The sequence below is a fragment of the Acidovorax sp. JG5 genome (assembly GCF_017939685.1).
GTDB lineage: Bacteria > Pseudomonadota > Gammaproteobacteria > Burkholderiales > Burkholderiaceae_C > Acidovorax.
Genome location: NZ_JAGKSE010000011.1, coordinates 50,584 through 76,357, shown reverse-complemented (window position 1 = coordinate 76,357; position 25,774 = coordinate 50,584). Strand labels below are relative to the sequence as shown.

Genomic DNA, 25,774 nt, shown 5'->3' with positions numbered 1-25,774 from the left:
GCCCCCTGCGTGGCCCGGTCCGCTGGGTTGTTGTTGCCCTGCGTGGTGCATCCGCTGCCATCTGGCGTGGCAGCGCCCCTGATTTACTGCACTACCTTATGGTGCTGTTATGGCGCTGTTCCTGATTGAAAGCGTTGTGGTGCGGCCATGTGAGCCAGCAGCTGGCGTGCCGATGCTTCGGGGTCGGGCGCGTTCACCAGCGCCCGCACCACGGCGATGGAGCCCACGCCGGTGCCCAGCACTTCGCCAAACTGATCGGCGCCAATGCCGCCAATGGCCACCAGCGGATACCCCCGCATGAGGCGCGCGTAAGCCGCCAGTCGGCCCACGCCCTGGGGCGCCGTGGCCATCTTTTTGAGCGTGGTGGGAAACACCGCTCCCATGGCGATATAGCTGGGGCCCACGGCATCGGCGCGCAGCATTTCGGCGTAGCCGTGCGTGCTGACCCCCAGCCGCAGGCCGGAGGATTGCAGCGTCTGCAACTCGCTGGGTTGCAGGGCGTCGAGGTCTTCCTGCCCGAGGTGGGCGCCATAGGCGCCGGCCGCCATGGCCTGGCGCCAATGGTCGTTGATGAACAGCAGCGCTGGCGTGTCTTGCACCGCCTGCACGGCTGCCGCCACCTCGCGCGCCACGGCGGCAGGGTCGTCCGACTTGAAGCGCAGCTGCACGGTGGGCACGCCGGCCCGCGCCATGCGCCCCACCCACGCGGCATCGGGCAACACCGCATACAGCCCCAACTGCTGCGGACACGGCGCAAAGGTGCGAGCCCGGGGCAGGGCTTGCAGACCGAAATCCTGGGGTTCGTCGGGCCAGGGCGTTGGTGCGAAATGGCCTGTGCGCACGCTGCGGGCCTGCCAGGCGCGGGCCACGCACTCGGCATCATGGGCAATGAACCCGAGGGCGCTGCATGCCTGCAGGGCCGCCTGGTACACCGCATCTGGCGACGTGGGCGCTGGCGCGGGCTGGGCCGCAAAGCCGGGAAACGCGGCGGCATGGTGCTGCAAAATTTGTTGCAGCATGGTGTGCACATCACTCATGGGCGTCATTCGTGGGCGTGGTGCCAGAAGGGGGTGCCCAGCACGGGCGTGCTGGCCTGGGCGGTGTCCTGGGCGGCCATGGCGCCGGCCTTGCGGGCGGCTCGCCCCGCCTGCACGGCATCGGCAAAAGCCCCGGCCATGGTGACGGGGTCTTGCGCCAGTGCCACGGCGGTGTTTAGCAGTACGCCGTCGTAACCCCATTCCATGACCTGGCAGGCGTGCGATGGCAGGCCCAGGCCCGCGTCCACCAGCAGCGGCACGTCCAGGCGCTCGCGCAGCAGCTGCAGCGCATAGGGGTTGACGGGGCCGCGCCCGGTGCCAATGGGGGCGGCCCAGGGCATCACGGCCTGGCAGCCCACGTCCACCAGGCGCTGGCACAGCACGAGGTCTTCGGTGCAGTAGGGCAGCACCTGAAAGCCGTCCTTGATGAGCTGCGCGGCCGCTTCCACCAGGTTGAGCGTGTCGGGCTGCAGCGTGTAGTCGTCGCCAATCAGCTCCAGCTTGATCCAGGGGGTGTTGAACACCTCGCGCGCCATGTGCGCTGTGGTGATGGCCTCTTGCACGCTGTGGCAGCCGGCGGTGTTGGGCAGGATGGGCACATTCAGGCGGCGCAGCAGCTCCCAGAAGCTGCTGCCGCTTTCGGCCGGGTTGCTGCCCTGGCGGCGCAGCGATGCGGTGACCATGGCGGGCCGGGCGCGCACCACGGCGGCTTCAAGCACGGCGGGGGATGGGTAGCGCGAGGTGCCCAGCAGCAGGCGGCTGGCGAACTGCTGGCCATACAGCACCAGCGGGTCTTGAGGCGTTGAATTGGTCATGGTTGTTACTATGCTTTTAATAGCTGTTGGCGCTTATCCATCAAGCGCTAGGTGCCAATTTGGCTTCAATTTTCAGGCGGCGGATCATCCACCCGTCACGGGCGAGATGATCTCCACGCGGTCGCCGGGCTGCAGCATGTGGGCGGCGTAGCGGGTGTTGGGCACAAAGGTGGTGTTTACCGCCACGGCAAACGGTGGACGCGCGGCCATGGCAGCCACGGCATCGGCCACGGTGGCGCCTTCGGGCAGTTCGTGCGGGACTTGGTTGATCGAGATGTTCATGCAAATGCGGGGGCTGCAACGCCGGTCGGGGTTGGGGCGGTGGGCTCCAGTTCCACCCGGAGGTCAAAACGTTCGGACAAGGCCGATTGTCCCGTGTTCAGCACCTCCAGGGTCACGTCCAGCATGGCAGGCGAGATCATGAAGCCGTGGCGGTACAGACCATTGATCTGCAGCACGCCCGGGCGGGGCTGGCGGATGGCGGGCAGGTTGTCGGGCAGCGTGGGGCGGCACTGCGTGGCCAATTCCAGAATGCGGCCTTCCGCAAAGCCGGGGTGCACGGCATAGGCTGCGCTGAGCAGCTCCAGTGTGGATCGCACACTGGCGGGCGAGAGGTCGTTTGATTCGATCTCGGTCGCACCGATCACGAACAGATGGTCTTGCTTGGGTGCGATGTAGATGGGATAGCGGGGGTGCACCAGCCGTGTCGGGCGCTGCAGCGTGACATCCGGTGCATGGATGCGCGCAACTTCGCCCCGCACACCGCGCAATGCGCTCCACTGGCCCTTGGCGCCCAGGCCACGGCAGTCCAGCACCCAGTCGGGCTGGCCGGGGGCGCCGGGCGAAAAGGCCTCGGGCGACTGGGGCGTGTGCCAGTGCGTGCGCACGGCCAACTGCCCCATCTCCACCACCAGGGCCGCCAGCAACTGGCGGTTGTCGAGCTGGCCCTCGCCTGGCAGGAACAGGCCCTGGTTGAAGCGGTGCGCAAGGGCGGGCTCCACCTGTTCCAGGGCGCCGCTGTCGAGCTTTTGCAGGGCGGGCAGATCGGGCACCTGGTGCTGGTTGGCCTCCAGCTGGCGCGTGAGCCGTTGGGCTTCGGCCGCGTCCTGCCGGTGCCACACGATGAGCGTGCCGGCCTGCTGGAAGAACACGGGCTCGGCCAGCGCTGCCAGCAGCTGCGGCCAGCGGGTGAGGGCATGGTGGCCCATGCGCACCACGCCAGGCTCGGTGATGGCCGATTCGGCCAGCGGTGCCAGCATGGCGGCGGCCACGGTCGCGGCCGAATGTTCAGCGGCCGGGCCACCCGCGTCGTAGATGTCCACACGGTGACCCTGGCGGGCCAGTTCCACCGCAAGCAGGCGGCCCATGAGGCCCGCGCCCAAAATGGCAAAAGAAGAGGGTTGAAGTGGCATAGGTCCGTGGGTGTGTCCGTGTGCTGTCAGGCAACCATGGACAAAACGGGGCTGCGCCGTTGCTGGAAACTCCCCACGCCAGCATGACCTGGATCGGGTAGCGGAGCCCAGCGCCAAGAGGCACTGTGAGAACTTGTCGTTTCGTGGCTCCAGGGTCTTTCTCAGTCGCGCGCCACATTGGCGGGACACCCCTGTTTCGTCCGTAAGCTCAAATTACAGCATATCCCTCTGTGCGCCGAATTGACCTGGCGCATAGGCCATAATTTTTGCCATGACTATTCCAACCAGCTCCGCCGCGCCGCGGCCGCGTTACGTGCGCGTGCTGTCCATCGCCGGCTCCGACAGCGGCGGTGGCGCGGGCATCCAGGCCGACCTCAAGACCTTCAGCGCCCTGGGCTGCTACGGCATGACCGCCATCACGGCCATCACCGCGCAGAACACGCTGGGCGTGACCGGCATCCACGGCGTGCCGCCCGACATGCTGCGCGCGCAGATCGACGCCGTGGCGCAGGACATCGGCGTGGACGCGGTCAAGATCGGCATGCTGGCCTCGCCCGAAGTGGTGCGCGTGGTGGCGCAGGCCATCCGCACCCACCGCTTTGCCCATGTGGTGCTCGACCCGGTGATGGTGGCCACCAGCGGCGACCGGCTGATCGCCAGCGAAACCGTGCAGGTGCTGGTGAACGAGCTGTTTCCGCTGGCCACGGTGGTCACGCCCAATCTCGACGAAGCCGCGTTGCTGCTGGGCCGCCAGATCGACGGCATCGACGACCTCGACGCCGCCGCCAACGACCTGCTGCGCCTGGGGGCGCCCGCCGTGCTGCTCAAGGGCGGGCACCTGAAAGGCGAGCGCGTGGTGGACCTGCTGGCCATGCAAACGGGCCAGCGCCAGCGCCTCGAAAGCGCCCGCATCGCCACGCACAACGGCCACGGCACGGGCTGCACGCTGTCGTCGGCCATTGCGGCATTTTTGGCGCAGGGCCACGCGCTGCCACAGGCCGTGGAAAAAGCCCGCGCCTACATCCTGGGCGCCATTGCCGCCGGGGCCGACGTGCACACCGGCCAGGGCCACGGGCCGCTGAACCACGGGTATGCGCCGGTGGTGCAGGTGGTGGTGCGAGCTTGATGGCGAAAGTTTGATCGTTTTTGGCCTCTGGCGCTTATGTAGCAAGCGCAAGCAGCTATTAAAAATGTAGTGATCTGCATTGGCCAACGCAGGTGCCTTGGCGCGCTTCATGCCTGCCGTGGACGCGTCACCCAAGCCAACAAAAAGCTCAGCACCAGCGTCGGCAAGGCCGAACCCAGCCCGGGCACCACTTGGGGAGCCAGGTGATACACCGCAATGCCCAGCAGCCACAGCACCACGGGCGTCGCATGAACGGGGCGGGCGCCAGCCAGCAACGCCGGCGCATTGGCCCCAAAAGCCAGGCGCCCCAGGATGACGCCGAACAAGGGCACAAACACCGAGCTCAGCAGCAGCAAAAACGGCTCCAGGCTGTGCATGGGCAACACCAGCGCCAGGGCGGTGCACAGCGCGGTCATGGCCAGGCCCCAGCGGCGCACGCTCCAGCGCGGCAGCAGGCTATGGGCCGACACGGCGCCCGAATAGGTGTCGCCGTAGGCGTTGTCCACCTCGTCAATCAATATCAGCGACAGCGCAATCAGCCCGCCCTGGGCCAGCAGCAGCGCCTGCACCAGGTCCTTGCTGGGCAAGGTCAGCGCCACCAGCACACCGAGGGCATAGCACCACATGTTGGCCAGCGCATAGCCCAGCCAGGTGCCGCGCAGCGCAGAGCCACCGTTCTTGCCATGGCGCGCGTAGTCGGCCACCAGCGGCAGCCACGAGATCGGCATGGCAATCACCAGATCCAGCGCGGGCAGCACGCCCATGCCGCCGTCACCCTGGCGCTTCCACAGCGCCTCAAAACCCTGGGCCTGCGCCAGCGACACAAACTGCCAGCTCAGCCACAGCAGCGACAGCACCACCAGCGGCAGCGCCACCCGCGCAATCACCTTGCGCACCAGCTGCACCATCGAGCCGCTGATCAGCAGCATCACCACGCCGCCCCACAGCAGCGTGGCCGCTACCGGCCAATGTGCGCCCGCCATGCTGCCCGACTGCTGACCGATGGCCACCGTGGCATCGCGCATCACCACCAGCTCGAACGTGCCCCAGCCCACCAGCTGCACGATGTTCAGGATGATGGGCAGCCCCGCAAAGCGGCGGCCATACACCGCATGCATCAGGCCCGCGCTGGCCAGCCCGCTGTCGCAGCCCAGCTTGGCCACCCAGCCCAGCAAGCCAGCGCCCAGCATCGAGCCCGCCACGATGGCCCACAGGGCCTCTTGGGTTCCGAGCGCAGGCATCAGGTACGCGCCCACCTGCATCACCAGCAGGCCCACGCCCAGGCTGAACCACAGCGAGGCGTGGTCGTGCCAGCCAAACACGCGCCGCTCGCTGGAAACGGGTGTCAGCGCCTCATTGGCGGATGGTGTTTGGGCGCTCATGCGGGTTCCTTGGCAGTGCGGTGCGTTGCAGCGCAAGGAAGACATCGGCCACGCGCGGTCAAGGGCGTGCAATGGCGGACATGCTTCCCTGCGCGAGGACGATCTCAATCAGGTTCAAAGGGACACTCTCAGCCCGTGCAGCGTGGCGCTGCCGGGCACCCCCAGCGGTGCAACGCATTGCGGTGGTGCGGGACGGATTTTAGCGGGGGTGGGCAGGTTCGCAGGTTGGAGCGCGTGGTGGCCATCGAGAAACTGGTTACCGAGGCGGCTCATCCTGGCCTGCAGAGGGCGCTGCCATCAGGGGTGTGCGCCCCATCTGCCGGATACTGTGGAGTCCGAAAGAGGCCCATTCGAGCCAGGAAATCTCAGGCTGCGCCAGACCGTCGGTCCTGCTCTTTTGCCTGGTAAAAACGGCTCTTTTGTGCGTACATCTCCTGATCCGCGCGATGCACCACGGCTTCCATGAACGCGCCTTCCTGAGCGCAGGCAGATCCCATGGAAACCTGGATGGTGTGTCCGGGATAGTACTGGTTGTTCAGTTCCAACAGAGACAAAATTCGCTCTTGCATCGATTGGGCGCTGCGCTCGTCCGTAGCGGGTAGCAGCACCATGAATTCATCGCCGCCGATACGGGCCGCGCAAGCCGGAGCATCCACTGCCTTGGCAAGCACCTCGCCAAAGCTGCGCAGCAGGGCATCCCCGGCAGCATGGCCGTGCTCGTCGTTGACAGTCTTGAGGCCATTCATGTCGATGGCGATCACCGAAAGCGGCCATGGCCCTTTGCGCGACAGACGGTTGAGCTCTTCCATATAAAAAGCGCGGTTGCGCAACTGGGTCAGTACATCATGCTTGCCCAGGTATTCCAGATAGGCCTCGGCTTTCTTGCGCGCGGTAATGTCCACCAGGGAAAGCAGAACCAACCCCCAGTTCTCGGCATGGCTGGTCATGACGGCGAACTCGAGGTGGATGTGCAGTACGTCGCCCGAAAGGGCATGGTTCACTACTTCTCGCTGCTGCACCAGCTTGCCATCCCACAAGTCCTGCAACTGCTCGGCGAAGGATTCGTACATTTCTCCCCGGAAAATCCGGGAGAGGTTCTGCAGCAGTTCTGGCTTGCCGTTTGCGCCAAACATCTCCAAGGTGCGGCGATTGACGTCAATCACGCGGATTTCCTGCATGCAGCGCGTGACAAATTCCGGGTGCACTTTCAGAAAGGTTCTGAAGTCGCGGATGCCCCGCGTGCGCACTTCATCCAGCAGACGCTTCACCTCGCTGAAGTCTTCTACCCAAAGCGATACCGGCGAATGTTCGAACAGATCCCGGGAATATTGCTCACTGCGCTGCAGCTGTTCCGTGCCCCGAACCTCGGTTGTCACATCCTCAAGTGAGACCAACACCCGGCTCCAGTTGTCCTCATAGCCGGGTAGCACGCGGGCGCGGACCTGAACGTCCAGCCGCCGCCCGTCCAGGGCGTAGTTCACGGACCGGGTCTCGAAACCCTGCTGGCCTTCCCACAGCGCAAGCAGCTCGGCCACGATGCTTTCGAGCATGTCCCCACGGAAAACCTCATGCAGCCGACTCTGCAGGGTTTGCTGGTCCGCAGCCTTGAACAAGTCGAGGGTGTACTGATTGACCTGCACCACCTTGTAGGACTGGCTGCAGCGCTGGAGCCGCTGCGGATCTTCTCGCAAGAAGGCGAGCAGATCGGTGACGCCGTCAGCACGCCACTGGTCAAACAATTGTTTCAGCCCACTGTAATCCTCCATCCACAGCGACACAGGGGCAAGGTTGAACATGTCTTCAAAGTCCAGACCTGTTGCAAGAGATTGGGTTATCACGGACACCTCCAGCGGCCATTATTGCCGACGCCAATCCCGCAAAATGCGCTCTCTCTGCCGGCCTCAGAAAATCGAGGCAGACTCAAATGCAAGGCACTGATCCGCGTGATCAGTGCCCCTCGACTCCCAGCAACTTTTGCAACCTCTCGCTGCTGGTCGTGTACTCCAGCGGCAGCTTGTGCCCGGCCAGCCACTCGGCCGCGGCGAAGGCGGCGAGGGTGGCTTCGTGAAAACCGATCAGGATGAGCTTGCGCTTGCCGGGATAGGTGATGGCGTCGCCCACTGCGTGGATGCCGGGCATGCTGGTGGCGAAGGTGGCGGGGTCCACCACGAGCTGTTTGCGCTCCAGTTGTAGGCCCCATTCGGTAATGGGGCCCAGGCGCGGCACCAGGCCCAGGCGGACGAGCAGCAGGTCCAGCGGCAGGCGCAGCGGCTGGCCTTCGGGCGTGGTCAGCTCCAGCGCGGCCAGGCGCCCCTGTTCTTCGACGATGCCGCTGGCCACGCCGATGGCGACTTCGATGCGGCCCGCGGCGCGCAGGGTTTGCAGTTGCTCCAGCAGGGCGGGCGGTGCGTCGAACACGTCGCGGCGGTGCTGCAGCGTGGTGCGGGCGGGGCGCAGCGCTTCGGGGGCTGTGGCGCAGGCAATGGCTTGCTGCACGGCGGGTTCGTCGCCGCCATGCACCACCACGCGCTGGCCGGCAAGCTGCGTGCCTTCGTCCAGGCGGTAGCGCAGCTGGGTGCCCTCATAAGCCTCCAGGCCAGGCAGCTTGAGGGCGCGTGGCATGAAGGCGCCCACGCCGGCGGCGATGAACACGGTGCGCGCCAGCAGCTGGGTGCCCTGCGCCGTGCCGACGAGGAAACCGCCACCGGGCTGGGCCTGCACGGTGCTTATCTGCTGGCCGAGGTGGAACGCGGGGGCAAAGGGCTCGATCTGCGCGCACAGCCGTTGCACCAGTTCGTGCCCGGTGCAGGCTTGAATGGCGGGAATGTCGTAAATGGGTTTGTCGCCGTACAGCTCAACGCACTGGCCGCCGGGGTGGGGCAGCGTGTCGATGACGTGGGCGCGCAGGCCATGCAGGCCCAGCTGGAACACCTGAAAAAGCCCGACAGGCCCCGCGCCGATGACGACGGCGTCGGTTGCTTGAGCCATTTCCGAGCCACTCATTGCGCTTCAGCGCTCGATACCGGTGCGCGCCCGAGCCAGTGCCACCGTGGAACTGGCTTTGCCAGGCCACTGGCGGCGTCCCCCTTGGGGGAAGACGCGAAGCGGCTCCGGGGGGATTTCACTTGACCAGGTCGTTGACCTTGCCCGGCTTGCCGTTCCATTCGTCGGCGTCGGGCAGCGCGGGCTTGCGCTTGGTGATGCTCTTCCAGCCGTCGGCAAAGGCCAGTTCGGCGTTGAGCTTGATGAAAGCGATCTGGTCGGCCGGCAGGTCTTCTTCGGCAAAGATGGCGTTGGCCGGGCACTCGGGGATGCAGACGGCGCAGTCGATGCACTCATCGGGGTCGATGACGAGCATGTTCGGGCCTTCGCGGAAGCAGTCCACGGGGCACACGTCCACACAATCGGTGTACTTGCACTTGATGCAGTTTTCGGAGACGACGTGGGTCATGACAGGAGTTGTGTGGGTCGGTGAAAACCCTCTATTTTAGAAGCTTTCACCGACCGGGTTGAAGGGGGCCCTGCGGCCAATGGGGGTTCCAGGCGTTCAGGGGTTCAGCGGGTTGATGCAGGTCAGTTGACCAGCACGGCACCGGCGGTTTTGTGGCTGGCCGTGTCCACCAAAATCAGCGACCCCAGCACGCGGGCCTGGTTGAATGCGGCGGCGGGAATCGCCTCCTGCAGCAGCAGGTCCACATGGCCGATGGCGTTGGGGTCGAGCTGCGTGGCGGCCTCTTCGGCCAGCGTGTGGATGTTGAGCTTGTGCACCACGGCTTTCACCTTGGCCTTGACCCAGCGGTGGCCGTGCAGCGCCCAGTACACGCGGCCTGCGACCAGCGGCTCGTCGTCCATCCAGGCAATGGTGGTGCGCAGCTCGCGGCGGGCAGGCCAGGCGGGTGTGGCGGCGGGGGTGTCGCCAAAGTCGTCTTCGGCAGGCGCTGCTGCAGCGGCGGTGGGCGCGGCCAGGATCCAGTCGCCCCGCGAGACATCCACCTCGCGGTCCAGGATGATGCCGGCGCTGGTGCCTGCGGGCACATCGCTGGGGCGGCGGGCGTGGTCCAGCACCTGGGCCACGGTGGCGAGCTGGCCGCTGGGGAAAATCTGCACGGCGGTGCCAGGCGCCACGGCGCCTGCGGCCACGCGGCCCCAGAACACGCGGCGGCCTTGGGAGGTGTCGGACGACGAGGACGAGGATTTTTCGACCCACTGCACCGGAAAAGCCAGCGGCAGGCCGGTGTCGGCAGGCGTGTTGGGCAATGCTTCAAGCACCTGCAGCAGCGTGGGGCCTTCGTAGCCACCCCAGCCGGGATGGGCGTCCACCACGTTCCAGCCCTTGAGGGCGGACACGGGCACCATGGCGCGCACGGTAATGCCAGCCGCCTGGGCGAAGGACTGCAGTGCGCCCTGGATGTGCTTCCAGGCCAGCGCGGGGTCTTCCACCGCGTCGAGCTTGTTCACGGCAAACACCAGCGAGTGCACGCGCAGCAGATGCGCCAGCAGGCTGTGGCGGCGGGTTTGGGGCAGCAGGGCGAGTTGCGGATTCTTCCAGTCGAGCTTGGTGGCATCGACCAGCACCACGGCGGCGTCGGCGCTGCTGGCGGCGGTGACCATGTTGCGGGTGTACTGCTCGTGGCCGGGCGCGTCGCCGATGATGAACTTGCGCGTTTCGGTGGCGAAGTAGCGGTAGGCCACGTCGATGGTGATGCCTTGCTCGCGCTCGGCGGAGAGGCCGTCGGTCAGCAGGGCCAGGTCGGTTTCGCCGCCGCGCTGCACGCCGGCCAGGTGGTCTTGCAGCACCGCGCGGCTGTCCACCAGCAGGCGGCCGATCAGTGTGCTCTTGCCGTCATCGACCGAGCCGCAGGTGATGAACTTGAGGGCGGAAATATGGTCATTTGTGCCGCTAGCGCTTGTCTGGATTGCGCTTGTAGCTATCGAATTAATAGTGTTTGTCATCAGAAATAACCGTCTTTCTTGCGCTTTTCCATCGAGGCGTCGCTGGTCTTGTCGTCCATGCGGGTGGCGCCGCGCTCGCTCACGTCGGCGGCCAGGGTCTCGATCACGATCTCGGCCGGGGTGGCGGCGGTGCTTTCCACCGGTGCGGTGCAGGTGATGTCGCCCACGGTGCGAAAGCGCACGTCGCGCGTCTGCACCGTCTCGCCATCGCGCGGCGGTGTCAGTTCGGTCACGGGCATCAGCATGCCCCGGCGGTCCACCACCTGGCGCTTGTGCGTGTAGTAAATGCTGGGCAGGCCGATCTGCTCGCGGTCGATGTACTGCCACACATCGAGCTCGGTCCAGTTGCTGATGGGGAACACGCGAAAGTGCTCGCCGGGCTGCAGGCGGGTGTTGAACAGCGTCCACAGCTCGGGGCGCTGGGCCTTGGGCTGCCATTGGCCAAAGCTGTCGCGGTGGCTGAAGATGCGCTCCTTGGCGCGGGCTTTTTCTTCGTCGCGGCGGGCGCCGCCAATCAGCGCGTCAAAGCGGAATTCTTCAATCGCTTCGAGCAGCGTGACCGACTGGTGCACGTTGCGCGACTCGCCCGGGTGGGCCAGGCGCACGGTGCCGCGCGCCATCGAGTCCTCGACGCTGCGCACGATCAGTTCAGCCCCCAGTTCCTTCGCGCGGAAGTCACGGAAATCCGTCACTTCGGGGAAGTTGTGGCCGGTGTCGATCATGAGCAGCGGGTAGGGAATGCCGCCGCCGCTGGCCTTGGTGCCAAAGGCTTTTTCGGCGCACTTGAGCATGACCAGCGAATCCTTGCCGCCCGAAAACAGCAGGGCGGGGCGTTCAAAGGCGGCGGCCACCTCGCGCAGGATGAAGATGGTTTCTTCTTCCAGGGCGTCGAGGTGCGAGTTGTTGAGGTGGTAGCTCATGGGGTTGTTCTGCAGCCGTGCTGCATCGGTACGGGCGTTCATGGTGGGATCTGTGGTGGGTTCAGTGGGCCAGGTGCAGGCCGCACTCGCGGTTGTCCTCGCCCTTGGTGGGGTCCACGTAATCAAAGTTGTTGGGCAGGCCGTGCTGCACGCAGTATTCGTGCAGGTCTTTGGACGACCAGTGCAGCAGCGGCGCCACCTTGATCAGGCCATCGGGGTTGATGCTCACGGGGTCCATCTGTGCGCGCACGGCGGTGTCGGTGGCGCGCAGCGCCGTGAACCACACGTTCGGTGCGGTCTCGCGCAGGGCCCGGGCGAAGGGTTCCAGCTTCACTTCTGCGGTGAAGGCCGCATGGCGCGGGTCGTCCAGCGCGGGCGTGGCGCCGTCCACCGCCTCGCGGTGCGCGCGCGAGCGGCGTGGCAGGTAGATTTGCAGGTTCAGGCCCAGCTGCTTGGTCACTTCGTCGGCAAAGCGGTAGGTGGCCTCGGTGTTGTAGCCGTTGTCCATCCAGACCACCGGCACATCGCGCTGCACTTGCGTGACCATGTGCAGGATCACGGCCTCGAAGGGGCGAAAGTTGGTGGTGACGATGGCCCGCTGGCCCAGGCCCAAGGCCCATTTCACCAAGCCTGGGGCGTCGCGGCCGAGTTCGGCGTTCACGCGTGCGAGATCCAGCTGGCTCATACGGCTGCCTTGTCGTTCATGAAGTGGGGTTGGGGGTTCACGGCGTCGCCCTGGTAGAAGCCAGGAAACAGCTCGAACTGGCGCTGTGCATCGGCCACGTCCACGCCTTCGCGCAGCACGGCCGAACTGAAGCCCGTGCGCTGCATCTGCACCAGCTGGTCGATCAGCACGTCGCCCGTGGCGCGGATGTCGCCCGCAAAGCCACGGCGGCGGCGCAGCAAAAAGGCCTGGCTGAAGGCGCGGCCATCGGTGAAGTTGGGAAAGTGCAGGTCCACACGGTCCACGTTGTCCAGTGGCAGCGCCATGGCATCTGCATCGTTGGGCAGGGCCACGGTGCGGGCGTCACCCTCTGCGGGCGGCTGGTGGTCTTGGGCGGCGAGTAGTTTCAACATCATGGGCATGGGGCGGTGCGCTGGGCCGGGTCAGGCGGCTGCGAGTTCTTCTTTGTGGCGTGCCTGCTTGGCGGCTTCCTTGAACGGGTCCAGGCCCGTGCGGCGCACGGCCGCCTGGAAGGTTTCGCCCGGTTGGCGCAGGTCGCGGTAGGTGGTGAGCACGGCCTCGATCACATCCGGCACTTCGGCGGCCGAGAACGAGGGGCCGATCACCTTGCCGGCCATCGCCGGGCCCGACAGGTCAGAGCCATCGGAGCCGCCCAGCGTGACCTGGTACCACTCCTTGCCATCCTTGTCCACGCCCAGGATGCCGATGTGGCCACTGTGGTGGTGACCGCAGCTGTTGATGCAGCCGCTGATGTGCAGGTCGATCTCGCCGATGTCGTCGAGTTCGTCCAGGTCTTGATAACGCTGGGTGATGGCTTCGGCAATCGGCAGCGAGCGGGCATTGGCCAGCGCGCAAAAGTCGCCGCCGGGGCAGGCGATCATGTCGGTGAGCAACTGCACGTTGGCGCTGGCCAGGCCCAGGGCCTTGGCTTCTTGCCACAGGCTGAACAGCTGGCTGCCATGCACCCAGGGCAGCAGTACGTTCTGGTCGTGCGTCACGCGGGCTTCGCCGGCGGAGTATTTGTCCACCAGGTCGGCCAATGCGATGAGCTGTTCGCTGGTGGCGTCGCCGGGCGACTGGCCGGGGCGCTTGAACGACAGCGTGACGGCGCGCAGCTGCGGGTTCTGGTGCGCATGTACGTTGCGCTGGAGCCACCGGCCAAAGGCCACATGCTCCGCGGCCTGGGCCTTGAGCGAGGCTTCGAGCGCTGCGGGCTCTACGTCAGGAACCTTGGTCAGCTGGGGCGCCACAAAGCAGGCGGCCACGCGGTCAAACTCGGCCTGCGAAATGGTGTGCGGGCCGCCGTCGATCTCCAGGATCTGGCGGTACTCTTCTTCCACATCGTCGATGTATTGCTTGCCTTCGGCCTTGACCAGGATCTTGATGCGGGCCTTGTACTTGTTGTCGCGGCGGCCATGCTCGTTGTACACGCGCACGATGGCCTCGATGTAATTCATGATCTGGTTCCAGGGCAGGAACTCGCGGATCACCGTGCCAATCACCGGCGTGCGGCCCATGCCACCGCCCACGAACACCTTGAAACCGATCTCGCCCGCCTCGTTTTTGACGAGGTGCAGGCCCACGTCGTGCCAGCCGGTGGCGGCGCGGTCGTCCTTGGCGCCGCTGATCGCAATCTTGAACTTGCGCGGCAAAAAGGCGAACTCGGGGTGCAGTGTGGTCCACTGGCGCAGGATTTCTGCGTAGGGGCGGGGGTCCACGATTTCATCGACCGCCACACCCGCCAGCGCATCGGTGGTGGTGTTGCGAATGCAGTTGCCGCTGGTCTGGATGCCATGCAGATCCACGCTGGCCAGCAGGTCCATCACATCGGCACTTTTGGACAGCGGAATCCAGTTGAACTGCACATTGGTGCGGGTGGTGAAGTGGGCGCAGTTCTTGGGCAAGAAGGTGGTGCCCAGCAGGCCCTGGCCATCCATGGCGGCCTTGAACACTGCGGCTTCGGGTTCGTCGTATTCGCGGGCGATCTGCGCCAGCACGCGCAGCTGGCGGCTGGCAATTTCGCCGTAGGGCACGGCCACGCGCAGCATGGGGGCGTAGCGCTGCACATACCAGCCGTTTTGCAGGCGCAGCGGGCGGAAATCGTCCTCGCTCAACTTGCCGGTCTGCCAGCGTGTGAGCTGGTCACGGAACTGCGCCGCGCGCTGGTGCACGAACTGTTTGTCGAAGGCTGTGTATTGGTACATCGTAAAAACTCAGATCAGAACCAGTTTGGCGCCCGCCCAGGCGAGCAGCACGGAAAGGGCCGAGCGGATCAGGCGCTCCGGCGTGCGGGAAACCAGGCGCGAGCCCAGCCAGATGCCGGGCAGCGAGCCGGCCAGCAGTTGCAGCAGCAGGGGCCAATCGACCGAGCCCAGTGACGCGTGGCCCAGCCCGGCCACCAGCGTGAGCGGCACGGCGTAGGCGATGTCGGCGGCGATGATACGCGGCAGCGGCAGGTGCGGAAACACCAGCAGCAGCACCGTGACACCAATGGCCCCCGCGCCCACCGAGGTGAAGGTGACCAGCGTACCGATCACCGCCCCCAGCAGCACCGGCAGGCTCCAGTGGCGCGGCTCGGCAGCATTGGCGGCGTTGGCTTGGCGGGCGGCCAGTTCGGCAGCTTGGCGTTGGGGCGAGAACGCCAGCACCTTGTAGGCCGTGGCAGCGGCGGTGAGCAGCAGGGCGATGCCCAGCGTGCTGGTCATGAGATTTTGTGCCTGCGCCGTGGCCGGCCCCATGCGGTGCAGCAGCCACAGCGCCGCCAGTGCCGCCGGAATGCTGCCAGCGCACAGCAGGCCCACCACGCGCCAGGGCACCAGGCGCTGGCGCGCCATGCTCACGGTGCCGCCCATCTTGGTGAAGGCGGCGAAGAGCAGGTCGGTGCCAATGGCCAGGTGGGGCTTGACGCCAAAGAAGAAAATCAGCACGGGCGTCATCAGCGAGCCGCCACCCACGCCGGTCAGGCCCACGATGAGCCCGACGGCAAAGCCCGCAAAAACAAACGCGAAATCATGCATGGCGGTGAATGTAGAGGCCATGCTTATGGAAACAAACGATTGTTTCGTGCTTCCAATATGCTTATATAAATATAAGCAAGTTCTGGTGCGGGTTTGCGAGGGTTTGGGACGGTGCGGGCAGAGGGGCTGCAGGCCGGATGCCCACCTATTGCAGGCGCTCGGTGCCCAGCGCTTTGGCCAGTTTGGCGTCCAGCGGCAGGGGCTCGCCCTGCAGGCGGGCCGCCAGCAATTCGCCGCACAAAAGGGCCAGGCTCAGCCCCCGCGCACCCATGGCGGTGCAGACCCACAGGCCCGGAAGGCCTGCGGCATCGACGGGGCCCACGATGGGCAAGCGGTCCGGCGCCGTGCAGCGCACTGCGGCCCAGGTCTGCAAAGCGGGCGCTGCCGCAGTCGAATCTCCAAGGTCTGAATCTTTTCCCGGCGTGGCGAGCGCTGGGGTGGAGAGGGCCGGCGTGGCGAGGGCGGGGGTGAGGGCGAAGGCAGGCGCCAGCTGCGGCGCCATCCGGGGCAGCAGGGCCTGCAGCTTGGCCCAGTTGGTGGTGTGGGCTGCCTCGACATCGCTGGCGGATGGCGGCAGGGCCTGTACGTCTCGCTCAAAGGTGGAACCCATCACCCAGGCGTGGGGACCGTCGGGGCTGTTGTCCAGCGGAAACCGGGGAACCAGGTTGCCATGGCCATTGGCCGGGAACGGCAGCAGGGGCGCGGCCGGGCCGGTATGGATGCCCCAGGACACCTGCCCGCGCACCGGCTGCAGGGGCCAGCGGTGGTTCAGCAGCTGCAGACTGCCCGCGCCTGCGGCAATGACGAGCGTGGGCGCCTCCGCCATCGGTTGGCCCTGCGCGTCCAGTGCCTGCCAGACCGAGGCCGCGGCACCGTCCTCGGCGCCAGGGCGCTCCACGCGGCGCAGTTGGGCCACCTGGCAATGGCCCTGCCAGCGGATACCGGGCTGTGCCAGCAAGGCCTTGGCCAAGCGCGCCGGGCGCACCCAGCCGGCCTGGTGGTGCCAGCAGGCGGTGGCGTCGGGTGGCAATTGGGCCTCGGCCAGGGCTGCGGGCGGTGCGGGCTGGCTCCAGGCGGCGCCCGGTCCGTCCGGCCAGTCGGGCGGCAGGCCAGGGGTGCCGTCGGTGCGGTGCTCCAGCACGCCGCAACGGGACCAGTCCACGCCTTCGCGCAGCAGCCAGTCGGCCTGCTGCAGCGTGGTGCGTATGCCGCTGCGCGACAAGCGCGACAGCACGCTGTCGTCGGGCGACACATGGGGGGCAAACACCCCGGCGGGCAGAGCCGATGCGCCCGCTGCAGGCTCGGCAGCCTGGTCCAGCACCACCACCTGCCAGCCGCGTCGGGCCAGGCTGGCGGCGGTGGCAGCGCCGGCGATTCCGCCGCCGATCACGATGCAGGGGCCGGGCAGGGCGGGCTCCGGGGTGGCCTCGGGCTGGCGCGTGGTGCGCGGCTCCCAGCGCGGGTTGTAGGTGGCATGCAGGTTGTCGCGCTGGGGCGGCACGCCGGGCACGCGCGTCACCTCGAACCCGCATTGCGCCAGGGCATCGCGCACGGCGCGGGCAATGGTCCAGGTGGCCAGCCGCGTGCCACGGCGGCAGCAGCGCGCCACGGCCTTCAAGGTGTGCAGGTCCCAGATCTCGGGGTTGCGCTGGGGGCTGAAGCCGTCGAGGTAGACCGCATCCACGGTCAGGCTCTGCTGGCGCAGCAGGGTTTGCGTATCGCCCACATACAGCGTGAGCAGCACCCGGCCTTCGTCAAACCGCAGCCGATGCACGCCCGGCAGCAGGCCCCACCATTGGCGGTGCAACTCTTCGGCCAGCGGCGCGAGTTCGGGGTGGGCGCTGGTCGCGCGCAGCAGATCGGCCGCGCTGACGGGCCAGGCATCGGTCGAGACAAAGTGCAGCAGCGTGGGCCGCTGCGGGTCGGCCCGCCAGGCAGCCCAGGTCACCAGAAAGTTCAGGCCGAAGCCAAACCCGGTTTCCAGAATGCGCCACTGCGGCAGCCCGGCCCAGGCCTCGGGCAGGCCGCAGCCGTGCAGAAAAACGCGGCGGGCCTGGGTGAGGCCGCCGTTTTCGCTGTGGTAGCGGTCGCCGAAGCGGGGGCTGTAGGGGGTGCCGTCCGGCAGCCAATCGATCGGCTCGGACATGGAGAAGAGAAGGGGAAGATCAGGCGCTGGGAGGTACGTAACCGGCTGCAGCGTCTGCGCCGCCGCCAAAAAAGTGGTTCTCCATCTGCCGCGCCAGGTACTGGCGGGCACGCGCATCGGCCAGGTTCAGGCGGTTTTCATTGACCAGCATGGTCTGGTGCTTGAGCCAGCCCGCCCAGGCTTCCTTGCTCACGCTTTCCCAGATGCGCTTGCCCAGCTCGCCGGGGTAGGGCGGAAAGTCGAGGCCTTCGGCTTCCTTGCCGAGCTTGATGCATTGAACGGTGCGTGCCATGGGGTTTCCTTGTGATGGGTGTGAGCAAAAAGGCTTGCTCAGATGATTTGGATATAAAGAACTGAAATCTTAGTAGTTCCAGTTTTGAAGAGGGCCTTCCAGAATGCGTTTCATCGGTGTTTTGCACCGCAACACATTCACAAAAGAGGCCCTCCAATGAACTTTCGCCGCGACTTTATCAAGTTTCCCTTCGCTGTTGCCCTGACCGGCGCTTTGGCCCTGACGGCGCTGCCGTCGTTTGCGCAGTCTGTGACCTTGCTCAACGTGTCGTACGACCCCACCCGCGAGCTGTATGTCGAGTTCAACCAGGCTTTCGCCAAGCACTGGAAGGCCAAGACCGGCCAGGACGTAACCATCAAGCAAAGCCACGGCGGCTCGGGCAAGCAGGCGCGCTCCATCATCGACGGGCTCGATGCCGACGTGGCCACGCTGGCCCTGGCCGGTGACACTGACGCGCTGCACACCAACGGCGGCTGGATTCCGAAAGACTGGCAAAAGCGCCTGCCGCACAACAGCTCGCCCTACACCTCCACCATCGTGCTGGTGGTGCGCCAGGGCAACCCCAAGGGCATCAAGGACTGGGACGACCTCATCAAGCCCGGCATCAGCGTGATCACGCCCAACCCCAAGACCTCGGGCGGCGCGCGCTGGAATTACCTGGCCGCCTGGGAATTCGCCAAGCGCAAGCTGGGCAGCGATGCCAAGGCCAAGGATTTTGTCGCCAAGCTTTACGGTAATGTGCCCGTGCTCGACACCGGTGCCCGGGGCTCCACCATCACCTTTGCCCAGCGCAACCAGGGGGATGTGCTGATTGCCTGGGAAAACGAGGCCTACTTGCTCGAAAAGGAATTCGGCACCAAGTTCGACGTGATTGCCCCCTCCATCTCCATCCTGGCCGAGCCCGCAGTGACCGTGGTGGACAAGAACGTGGACAAAAAGGGCACCCGCGCCGTGGCCGAGGAATACCTCAAGTTCCTCTACACCGAGGAAGGCCAGGACATCGCGGGCAAGAATTTCTACCGCCCCGCCGTGTCTGAAAAAGCCAAGGCCAAGTACGCCAGGCAGTTCCCCCATCTGAACCTGTTCACCATCAACGATGCGTTTGGTGGCTGGGACAAGGCGGCCAAGGACCACTTTGCGGACAACGCGAGCTTTGACCAGATTTACACGCGCAAATAAATGCCAAATTGGCCTCTAGCCCTTATAAATAAAGCGCTAGCAGCTATCAAAATTGAATTGAAAGAACGCCATGTCCGCCTTGTTGATCGCCGGTAGCCCCTCGGAGCGCTCACGCTCCGCCGCATTGCTCGATGCCGTGGCCCAGCGCCTGTCGGTGCGCGGCGCGCTGGTGGACCGCATCCATATCCGCGACCTGTCGCCCCAGGCGCTGCTGCTGGCCGATTTTGGCCACCCCACCGTGGTGAAAGCCATCGACCAGGTGGCCGATGCCAGCGTGCTGGTGGTGGCCACACCGGTCTATAAGGCGGCCTACAGCGGCGTGCTCAAGGTGTTTCTGGATCTGCTGCCGCAAACAGCCCTCAAAGGCAAGACCGTGCTGCCCCTGGCCACGGGCGGCAGCCCGCACCACATGCTGGCGCTTGACTATGCGCTGCGCCCCGTGCTGCAGTCGCTCGGCGCCAAGCACATCCTGCCGGGCATCTATGCCACCGACGCGCAGGTCACGCTGACGCCCGAAGGCACCTACCACCTGCAGGCCGACATTGCCGCCCGGCTGGATGACGCGGTGAACGTGCTGGTGACTGAAACCCTTCGCCCATCGCCCGCCCAGGCCACACGGTTCGCGCCCGTGCATTTTTCCCAGGTGCGATGTAGCGTCTGACGCGGGTGCGGTGCTGCGGCAACCCGCAGCGTCAGCGCCACCTTCTTCGTTCATTCCTCTTTTTTCGATTTTTGCTGCGCCGGGTGCGCGGGCAGGGCGGTGTGCGTCCTGCTGCAAGCCCAGCCCGGCCGCCAACCCCTTGTATTTGTTTTGAATCTGGAGCCCGCACCATGAACGAACTGACCCGCTTTTCCCTGCAGCGCCGTCACCTGCTCGCTGTAGGCGCTGCCGCCGCCGCAACGGTTGCCACATCCACCCAGGCCTGGGCGCAGGCACCCGCCCGCGTGCTGCGCGTGGGCCACCAAAAGGGCTGGCTGTCCATCCTCAAGGGCCGCGGCACGCTCGAAAAGCGCCTCGCGCCGCTGGGCGTGAAGGTGACGTGGACCGAGTTCAACGCAGGCCCCGTCCAGCTTGAAGCGCTCAATGTGGGCTCCATCGACTTTGGTGACGTGGGCGAGGCGCCGCCCATCTTTGCCCAGGCCGCAGGCGCGCCGCTGGTCTATGCGGGCGCCACGGTGCCGCGCCCCGCGCTGGAGGCGGTGATCGTGCCCAAGGAGTCGCCGATCCGCAGCGTGGCCGACCTCAAGGGCAAGCGCGTGGCCTACAACAAGGGCTCGAACGTGCAGTATTTTCTGGTCAAGCTGCTGCAAAAGCACGGCCTGAAGTACGGCGACGTGCAATCCGTCTTCCTGGCCCCCGCCGACGCGCGCGCCGCCTTTGAGCGGGGAGCGGTGGATGCCTGGATCATCTGGGACCCGTTCCTGGCCGCTGCCCAAAAAATGCTGGACGCCCGCCTGCTGGCCGATGCCACCGGCGTGGTCAACAACCGCCAGTACTACTTCACCTCGCGCGATTTCGCGACCAAGAACACCGATGTGCTGCGCATCGCGATTGAAGAGGTCAACGCGATTGACACCTGGATTTCCAAGAACCAAGCGGCTGCAGCCGCCGAGCTGTCTGCGGTGCTGGGCTTGGACAAGGGCATCACCGAGCTGTACCTGAGCCGCGCCAGGTATGGCACGGCGCCCGTCACCCGCGACATCCTGGCCGAGCAGCAGGCCATTGCCGACACCTTCTTCGACCTCAAGCTCATTCCCAAAAAGCTCAACCTGCTGCACGCCGCACCGGTCGATCTGCTGTAACCCGTATTGCCCCCATATTGCCCCCCGAACTGCCCAAGGAGCCCGCCATGCCAGCGCCCATGCCCTTTGCCTTGCACGCCCAACTGCAACGCGTGTTGTGCGTCACGGCCACGGCCTGGGGGCTAGGCGTGCAGCAGCGCCGCTGGGTGCGGCGCGCTCCCCAGTTTGGCTTTGCCATCTCGTACTGAAAGACCTGTGCCATGCAAATTTTCTGGTTCATTCCCACCCACGGCGACAGCCGGTATCTGGGCACCGCCAAGGGCGCGCGCCAGCTCAGCCACGATTACCTCCAGCAGGTGGCGGTGGCGGCAGACAGTCTGGGTTATGAAGGCGTGCTCATCCCCACCGGCCGCTCGTGCGAAGACCCCTGGGTGATCGCATCGAGCCTGATCGCGGTCACGAAGAAGCTCAAGTTTCTGGTCGCGGTGCGCCCCGGTCTGCACCAGCCCGCACTGGCGGCGCGCATGGCGGCCAGTTTTGACCGGCTCTCGGGCGGCCGGCTGCTGATCAATCTGGTGACCGGTGGCGACCAGGCGGAACTGGAGGGCGATGGCGTGTTTCTGGACCACGCCACGCGCTACGAGCAGTCTGCCGAGTTCATCCGCATCTGGCGCGAGATTCTGGCGCGCAGCCACCAGGGGGAATCGCTGGACTTCGAGGGCAAGCACCTGTCGGTCAAGGGCGCCAAGCTGCTGTTTCCGCCCCTGCAGCATCCGCACCCGCCGGTGTATTTCGGCGGCTCGTCCGACGCCGCCCACGACCTGGCAGCCGAGCAGGTCGAGACCTACCTGACCTGGGGTGAACCGCCCGCAGAAGTGGCCAAGAAGGTGGCCGATGTGCGCGCCCGCGCTGCCAAACGCGGCCGCACGGTCAAGTTCGGCATCCGTCTGCACGTCATCGTGCGCGAGACCGACGCGCAGGCCTGGGCCGCTGCCGAAGAACTCATCAGCCATGTTCAGGACGAGACCGTGGCGCATGCCCAGGCCGTGTTCGCGCGCATGGACTCAGAGGGCCAGCGCCGCATGGCCGCACTGCATGCGGGCGGCGTCAAGCGCAGCCGCAAGGACCTGGAGATCAGCCCCAACCTGTGGGCCGGCGTGGGCCTGGTGCGCGGTGGCGCTGGCACGGCCCTGGTGGGCGATCCGCAGACGGTGGCCGCACGCATCGAGGAATACGCGGCGCTGGGCCTGGACACCTTTGTGCTGTCGGGCTACCCGCACCTGGAAGAGGCCTACCGCTTTGCCGAGCTCGTGTTCCCGCTGCTGCCGCTGGGGGTGCGCGACAAGCTCACGGGCGGAAACCCGCTGGGCCCGTTTGGCGAGACCGTGGCCAACGACTTTGTGCCGCGTGCATCGCAAAGCTGAATCAGCACCACAGGAGCCACGCCATGAGCATCCAGTCAATCAACCACGTGCAGCTGGCCTTCCCGGCCGGGGCCGAGGCGCCGATCCGGCGCTTTTATGCCAGCCTGCTGGGCTTGCCCGAGGTGCGCCTGCAGGCCGGCAACACGCTGCGCTTTGCGGCGGGCACCCAGCGCATCGACCTGGTGCCCACCGAGCACTGGCAGCCCGCGCCCGCGGTGTCGCACCTGGCCTTCGAGGTGCAGGACCTGCCCGCGCTGCGCCACCGCCTGCTGCAGGCCGAGCTGGCGCTGGTGGAAAACCGCGCGCTGCCCGGCTACCTGCGCTTTTACGTCAAGGACCCGGCGGGCAACCAGCTGGAGTTTCTGGAACCCGATGACGTATTACAGGAAATCACCCCATGACACAGACCACCCGAGAGCTGCAGATATCGCCTGTGGCGGACCCCGTTGACTTGCCGCTCGACGGGCCTTGGCTCCCCGCGCCGCTGGCCCGCTTTCTTGCCAATGTCGCGCAGCGCCTGCTGCCCTGGGCCGTGCCCGTGGGGCTGATCGTGCTGTGGCAGATCGCATCGTCGCTGGGCTGGCTGTCCACCCGCGTGCTGCCCGCGCCGCTCGAAGTTGTGAAGGCGGCCTGGACGCTCACCGCGTCGGGCGAGTTGTGGACGCACGTCAAGGTCAGCGCGGGCCGCGCGCTGGCCGGGCTGGCTATTGGCGGCGGGCTGGGCCTGCTGCTGGGCTTGCTCACCGGCTCGGTCAAGCTGTTCGAGACGCTGCTCGACTCCACCATCCAGATGGTGCGCAACATCCCCGCGCTGGCGCTGATCCCGCTGGTGATCCTGTGGTTCGGTATCGACGAGTCGGCCAAGCTGTTCCTCATCAGCGTGTCGGTGTTCTTCCCGATCTACCTCAACACCTTCCACGGCATCCGCAACGTGGACCCGGGCCTGATCGAGATGGGACGCACCTACGGCCTGGGCCGCTGGCAGCTTTACCAACAGATCATCCTGCCCGGCGCGCTCTCCAGCATCCTCGTGGGGCTGCGCTTCTCGCTGGGGCTGATGTGGGTGATCCTGATCGTGGCCGAAACCATCTCGGCGCAGGCCGGCATCGGCTACCTGACCATGAACGCCCGCGAGTTTTTGCAGACCGACATCGTGCTCGTGGGCATCCTGCTCTATGCCCTGCTGGGCAAGCTGGCCGACCTGTTTGCCAAGGGGCTGGAGCGCTACTGGCTGCGCTGGCATCCTGGTTATGCATCGCCCTGAGCGGCTGCGCCGCATCGGCGGCTTGGCGGCCCTTGCGCGGCGTCCCTCGCATGGGGCCGCGCCCCCGCGCAATCACTGTGTCCTATCACTCATATTTTTATAGCTGCTAGCGCTTGATGGATAAGCGCAGGAGGCCATTTTGACTACAAATTTATCCCCGCAACAGCAGGGCGTGCGCCTGGAAGTGCGCAACGTGGACAAGCGCTACGGCACGCGCGACGTGCTCAAGAAGGCCGAACTGATCATCGAACCCGGCCAGTTCGTCGCCATCGTGGGGCGCAGCGGCTGCGGCAAGAGCACGCTGCTGCGCCTGGTGGCGGGGCTGGAATCCGTCTCGGGCGGTGCGATCCGCCTGGACGGCAAGGACATCGCCGGCCTGAGCGAGGGCACCCGCATCATGTTCCAGGACTCGCGCCTGCTGCCCTGGAAGCGGGTGGTGGACAACGTGGCCCTGGGCCTGCAGCCCGAGCGGCGCGGCGCCGCCGCCGAGGTGCTGGCCCGCGTGGGTCTGGGCGACCGCCTGGGCGAGTGGCCGGCGCGCCTGTCGGGCGGTCAGCGCCAACGCGTGGCCCTGGCCCGTGCGCTGGTGCACAACCCGCGCCTGCTGCTGCTCGATGAACCGCTGGGCGCGCTCGATGCGCTCACCCGCATCGAAATGCACCGCCTCATCGAAGGCCTGTGGCAGGCCAGCGGCTTCACCGCGCTGCTGGTCACCCACGACGTGCAGGAGGCCGTGGCGCTGGCCGACCGCGTGATCCTGATCGAGGACGGACAGATCGCGCTGGACCAGCGCATCGACCTGCCGCGCCCGCGCTCGCATGGCGACGCCGCGTTTGCCGCCATCGAAAAACGCATTCTCGACCGCGTGCTGCAAAAGCCCGAGGGTGAACCCGCGCACGAATCGGCATGGCCCGGCGTCCCGGCCCACGGTTTGCGCTGGGCGGTGTGATTTCCTTTTCGCTTTCACTGACTTTTTTCAACGGACTTATCAAGGAGAACCCCATGTCCATTCAAGCCATCAATGTTCGCAACCAGTTCAAGGGCAAAGTGCGCGAGATCATTCGCGGCGATGTCGTCTCGGAAGTCGATGTCGAAACCCCGTGGGGCATCGTCACCTCGGTCATCACCACCCGCTCGGTGGACGATCTGGCCCTGGTGGTGGGCTCGGACGTAGTGGCCCTCGTCAAGTCCACCGAGGTGTCTATCGCCAAGCTGTAAGCAATGTGAGTTAAACGGGCTGCTGGCGCTTTATGGATAAGCGCCAGCAGCTATAAAAATAATAGTAAAGGCCCTGCATTGCGGGGCCTCCCCATTGGGACCCATGAATTTTCAGCAACTGCGCTCCGTGCGCGAAGCCGTGCGCCGTGGCTTCAACCTGACCGAGGTGGCGGCCATGCTCCACACCTCGCAGCCCGGCGTCAGCCGCCAGATCCGCGAGCTGGAGGAAGAGCTGGGCGTGGAGATCTTCGTGCGCGCCGGCAAGCGGCTCACCGGCCTCACGCCGCCCGGCGAAACGCTGTTGCCCATCGTGGAGCGCCTGCTGCTGGAGTCGGACAACCTGCGGCGCGTGGGGCAGGATTTCAGCGCCAGCGCGCAGGGGCGCCTGTCGGTGGCGGCCACGCATTCGCAGGCGCGCTATGCGCTGCCGCAGGTGGTGCGCGACTTTCGCACGCTGTTTCCGCAGGTGTCGCTGCACCTGCACCAGGGCTCGCCGCGCCAGGTGGCCGAAATGCTGCTCAGCGGCGAGGCCGACATCGGCGTGGCCACCGAGGCGCTGGCGGGCTACGACGCGCTGGTCACGCTGCCTTGCTATCGCTGGACGCACAGCATCGTCGTGCCACCGGGCCATGCGCTGCTGCAGCAGCGCGAGCCGGTCACGCTGGAGCAGCTGGCGCAATACCCCATCATCACCTACGAGCTCGGCTACACGGGCCGCGCGCACATCGACGAGGCCTTTGCCCGCGAGGGGCTGGCCCCCGACATCGTGCTCACCGCCATGGATGCCGACGTGATCAAGACCTATGTGGAGCTGGACATGGGCGTGGGCATCGTCGCCTCGATTGCCGTGGACCCCGAGCGCGACCGGCAGCTGCGCATGATTGATGCGGGCCACCTGTTCGAGGTCAACCTCACGCGACTGGCCCTGCGCAAAGGGGCGTGGCTGCGCGGCTATGCCTACCATTTCATCGAGAGCTTCGTGCCCACGCTGACGCGCGAAAGTGTGGAAAAGGCCATGCGCGAGGGGGCCGCGCTGCCAGTGCCCGACTGAGGCGCGCGCAAGGAAGGTACCAGAGGTGCGCAGTCGGCATGCGCATGGCAAGTCTGCGCCGCGCGCATATGGTTCCTTGAAATTCTGCGTTCACAGCGCGCAGGGGGCCG

At 66.2% G+C, this 25,774-nt stretch carries 27 protein-coding genes and 1 riboswitch; of the genes, 11 read left to right on the top strand and 16 right to left on the bottom strand.

Going from position 1 to position 25,774, the window contains the following annotated elements; translation table 11 throughout:
- Positions 1–107: 107 nt before the first annotated feature.
- The 4 genes from J8G26_RS12650 to J8G26_RS12635 form a co-directional block, all read right to left on the bottom strand.
- Positions 108–1,037: a thiamine phosphate synthase gene (locus tag J8G26_RS12650; protein WP_210569308.1), complete on the bottom strand. Its 930-nt coding sequence runs from the start codon at positions 1,035–1,037 to the stop codon at positions 108–110.
- 5 nt (positions 1,038–1,042) lie between these two features.
- Positions 1,043–1,852, bottom strand: coding sequence for a thiazole synthase (locus J8G26_RS12645; protein WP_087745482.1), 810 nt, complete (start codon positions 1,850–1,852; stop codon positions 1,043–1,045).
- Positions 1,853–1,936: 84 nt separating this feature from the next.
- Positions 1,937–2,134, bottom strand: coding sequence for a sulfur carrier protein ThiS (gene thiS, locus J8G26_RS12640; protein WP_087745484.1), 198 nt, complete (start codon positions 2,132–2,134; stop codon positions 1,937–1,939).
- Entirely contained in the window at positions 2,131–3,264 is a 1,134-nt protein-coding gene (locus J8G26_RS12635; protein ID WP_210569300.1) for an FAD-dependent oxidoreductase, read from the bottom strand. Before J8G26_RS12635 ends, thiS begins: the two co-directional genes overlap by 4 nt.
- A gap of 271 nt (positions 3,265–3,535) precedes the next feature.
- On the opposite strand from J8G26_RS12635, the gene thiD reads away from it, so the two are divergent.
- Positions 3,536–4,390 (top strand): bifunctional hydroxymethylpyrimidine kinase/phosphomethylpyrimidine kinase, encoded by an 855-nt coding sequence (thiD, locus tag J8G26_RS12630; protein WP_210569298.1) that lies wholly within the window; start codon positions 3,536–3,538, stop codon positions 4,388–4,390.
- A gap of 107 nt (positions 4,391–4,497) precedes the next feature.
- On the opposite strand, the gene J8G26_RS12625 is transcribed toward thiD, so the two are convergent.
- The 12 genes from J8G26_RS12625 to J8G26_RS12570 all read right to left on the bottom strand — a co-directional run bounded on the left by J8G26_RS12625 (position 4,498) and on the right by J8G26_RS12570 (position 17,785).
- Complete coding sequence (locus J8G26_RS12625) at positions 4,498–5,772, bottom strand: cytosine permease (protein ID WP_210569296.1); 1,275 nt, start codon at positions 5,770–5,772, stop codon at positions 4,498–4,500.
- 68 nt (positions 5,773–5,840) lie between these two features.
- Positions 5,841–5,945: riboswitch (TPP riboswitch) on the bottom strand.
- Between the two features lie 192 nt (positions 5,946–6,137).
- Positions 6,138–7,607, bottom strand: coding sequence for a GGDEF domain-containing protein (locus J8G26_RS12620; RefSeq protein WP_349238322.1), 1,470 nt, complete (start codon positions 7,605–7,607; stop codon positions 6,138–6,140).
- A gap of 112 nt (positions 7,608–7,719) precedes the next feature.
- On the bottom strand, positions 7,720–8,760 hold the full coding sequence (locus J8G26_RS12615) for an NAD(P)/FAD-dependent oxidoreductase (RefSeq protein WP_210569294.1): 1,041 nt from the start codon (positions 8,758–8,760) through the stop codon (positions 7,720–7,722).
- 133 nt (positions 8,761–8,893) lie between these two features.
- Positions 8,894–9,223 (bottom strand): ferredoxin FdxA, encoded by a 330-nt coding sequence (gene fdxA, locus J8G26_RS12610; RefSeq protein WP_210569292.1) that lies wholly within the window; start codon positions 9,221–9,223, stop codon positions 8,894–8,896.
- Positions 9,224–9,345: 122 nt separating this feature from the next.
- Complete coding sequence (locus J8G26_RS12605) at positions 9,346–10,725, bottom strand: GTP-binding protein (RefSeq protein WP_210569290.1); 1,380 nt, start codon at positions 10,723–10,725, stop codon at positions 9,346–9,348.
- Entirely contained in the window at positions 10,725–11,687 is a 963-nt protein-coding gene (cysD, locus tag J8G26_RS12600) for a sulfate adenylyltransferase subunit CysD (protein WP_087745499.1), read from the bottom strand. Before cysD ends, J8G26_RS12605 begins: the two co-directional genes overlap by 1 nt.
- A gap of 19 nt (positions 11,688–11,706) precedes the next feature.
- Positions 11,707–12,330: a phosphoadenosine phosphosulfate reductase family protein gene (locus J8G26_RS12595; protein ID WP_210569288.1), complete on the bottom strand. Its 624-nt coding sequence runs from the start codon at positions 12,328–12,330 to the stop codon at positions 11,707–11,709.
- Positions 12,327–12,719, bottom strand: coding sequence for a DUF934 domain-containing protein (locus tag J8G26_RS12590; protein WP_210569338.1), 393 nt, complete (start codon positions 12,717–12,719; stop codon positions 12,327–12,329). The genes J8G26_RS12595 and J8G26_RS12590 overlap by 4 nt, the downstream gene beginning before the upstream one ends.
- A 33-nt stretch (positions 12,720–12,752) precedes the next feature.
- Complete coding sequence (locus tag J8G26_RS12585; protein ID WP_210569278.1) at positions 12,753–14,534, bottom strand: nitrite/sulfite reductase; 1,782 nt, start codon at positions 14,532–14,534, stop codon at positions 12,753–12,755.
- Positions 14,535–14,543: 9 nt separating this feature from the next.
- The gene (locus J8G26_RS12580) at positions 14,544–15,347 is read right to left on the bottom strand and encodes a sulfite exporter TauE/SafE family protein (RefSeq protein ID WP_210569336.1); all 804 of its coding nucleotides are present in this window, start codon (positions 15,345–15,347) and stop codon (positions 14,544–14,546) included.
- Positions 15,348–15,492: 145 nt separating this feature from the next.
- On the bottom strand, positions 15,493–17,493 hold the full coding sequence (gene mnmD, locus J8G26_RS12575) for a tRNA (5-methylaminomethyl-2-thiouridine)(34)-methyltransferase MnmD (RefSeq protein ID WP_087745507.1): 2,001 nt from the start codon (positions 17,491–17,493) through the stop codon (positions 15,493–15,495).
- Between the two features lie 19 nt (positions 17,494–17,512).
- A complete protein-coding gene (locus J8G26_RS12570; RefSeq protein WP_010461281.1) occupies positions 17,513–17,785 on the bottom strand; it encodes an oxidative damage protection protein in 273 nt (90 codons plus the stop codon).
- Positions 17,786–17,941: 156 nt separating this feature from the next.
- On the opposite strand from J8G26_RS12570, the gene J8G26_RS12565 reads away from it, so the two are divergent.
- From J8G26_RS12565 to J8G26_RS12520, 10 genes are all read left to right on the top strand, one after another.
- Positions 17,942–18,964, top strand: a complete 1,023-nt coding sequence (locus J8G26_RS12565) for a sulfate ABC transporter substrate-binding protein (RefSeq protein ID WP_210569277.1) — start codon at positions 17,942–17,944, stop codon at positions 18,962–18,964.
- 70 nt (positions 18,965–19,034) lie between these two features.
- Positions 19,035–19,625 (top strand): NADPH-dependent FMN reductase, encoded by a 591-nt coding sequence (ssuE, locus tag J8G26_RS12560; protein WP_210569275.1) that lies wholly within the window; start codon positions 19,035–19,037, stop codon positions 19,623–19,625.
- A 170-nt stretch (positions 19,626–19,795) separates the two neighbouring features.
- Positions 19,796–20,767 carry a sulfonate ABC transporter substrate-binding protein gene (locus tag J8G26_RS12555; RefSeq protein WP_210569273.1) on the top strand — a complete coding sequence of 324 codons (972 nt, stop codon included), beginning with the start codon at positions 19,796–19,798 and terminating at the stop codon, positions 20,765–20,767.
- Between the two features lie 47 nt (positions 20,768–20,814).
- Positions 20,815–20,955, top strand: a complete 141-nt coding sequence (locus J8G26_RS12550; RefSeq protein WP_198314777.1) for a hypothetical protein — start codon at positions 20,815–20,817, stop codon at positions 20,953–20,955.
- Between the two features lie 12 nt (positions 20,956–20,967).
- Entirely contained in the window at positions 20,968–22,131 is a 1,164-nt protein-coding gene (gene ssuD / locus J8G26_RS12545; RefSeq protein ID WP_210569265.1) for an FMNH2-dependent alkanesulfonate monooxygenase, read from the top strand.
- A gap of 23 nt (positions 22,132–22,154) precedes the next feature.
- Positions 22,155–22,532 (top strand): VOC family protein, encoded by a 378-nt coding sequence (locus J8G26_RS12540; protein WP_210569263.1) that lies wholly within the window; start codon positions 22,155–22,157, stop codon positions 22,530–22,532.
- On the top strand, positions 22,529–23,395 hold the full coding sequence (gene ssuC, locus J8G26_RS12535; protein ID WP_210569261.1) for an aliphatic sulfonate ABC transporter permease SsuC: 867 nt from the start codon (positions 22,529–22,531) through the stop codon (positions 23,393–23,395). Before J8G26_RS12540 ends, ssuC begins: the two co-directional genes overlap by 4 nt.
- Before the next feature lie 139 nt (positions 23,396–23,534).
- Complete coding sequence (locus tag J8G26_RS12530; protein WP_210569259.1) at positions 23,535–24,344, top strand: ATP-binding cassette domain-containing protein; 810 nt, start codon at positions 23,535–23,537, stop codon at positions 24,342–24,344.
- A 53-nt stretch (positions 24,345–24,397) separates the two neighbouring features.
- Positions 24,398–24,613: a TOBE domain-containing protein gene (locus J8G26_RS12525; protein ID WP_056168199.1), complete on the top strand. Its 216-nt coding sequence runs from the start codon at positions 24,398–24,400 to the stop codon at positions 24,611–24,613.
- 103 nt (positions 24,614–24,716) lie between these two features.
- Entirely contained in the window at positions 24,717–25,664 is a 948-nt protein-coding gene (locus J8G26_RS12520; protein ID WP_210569256.1) for a CysB family HTH-type transcriptional regulator, read from the top strand.
- Positions 25,665–25,774: the final 110 nt, after the last annotated feature.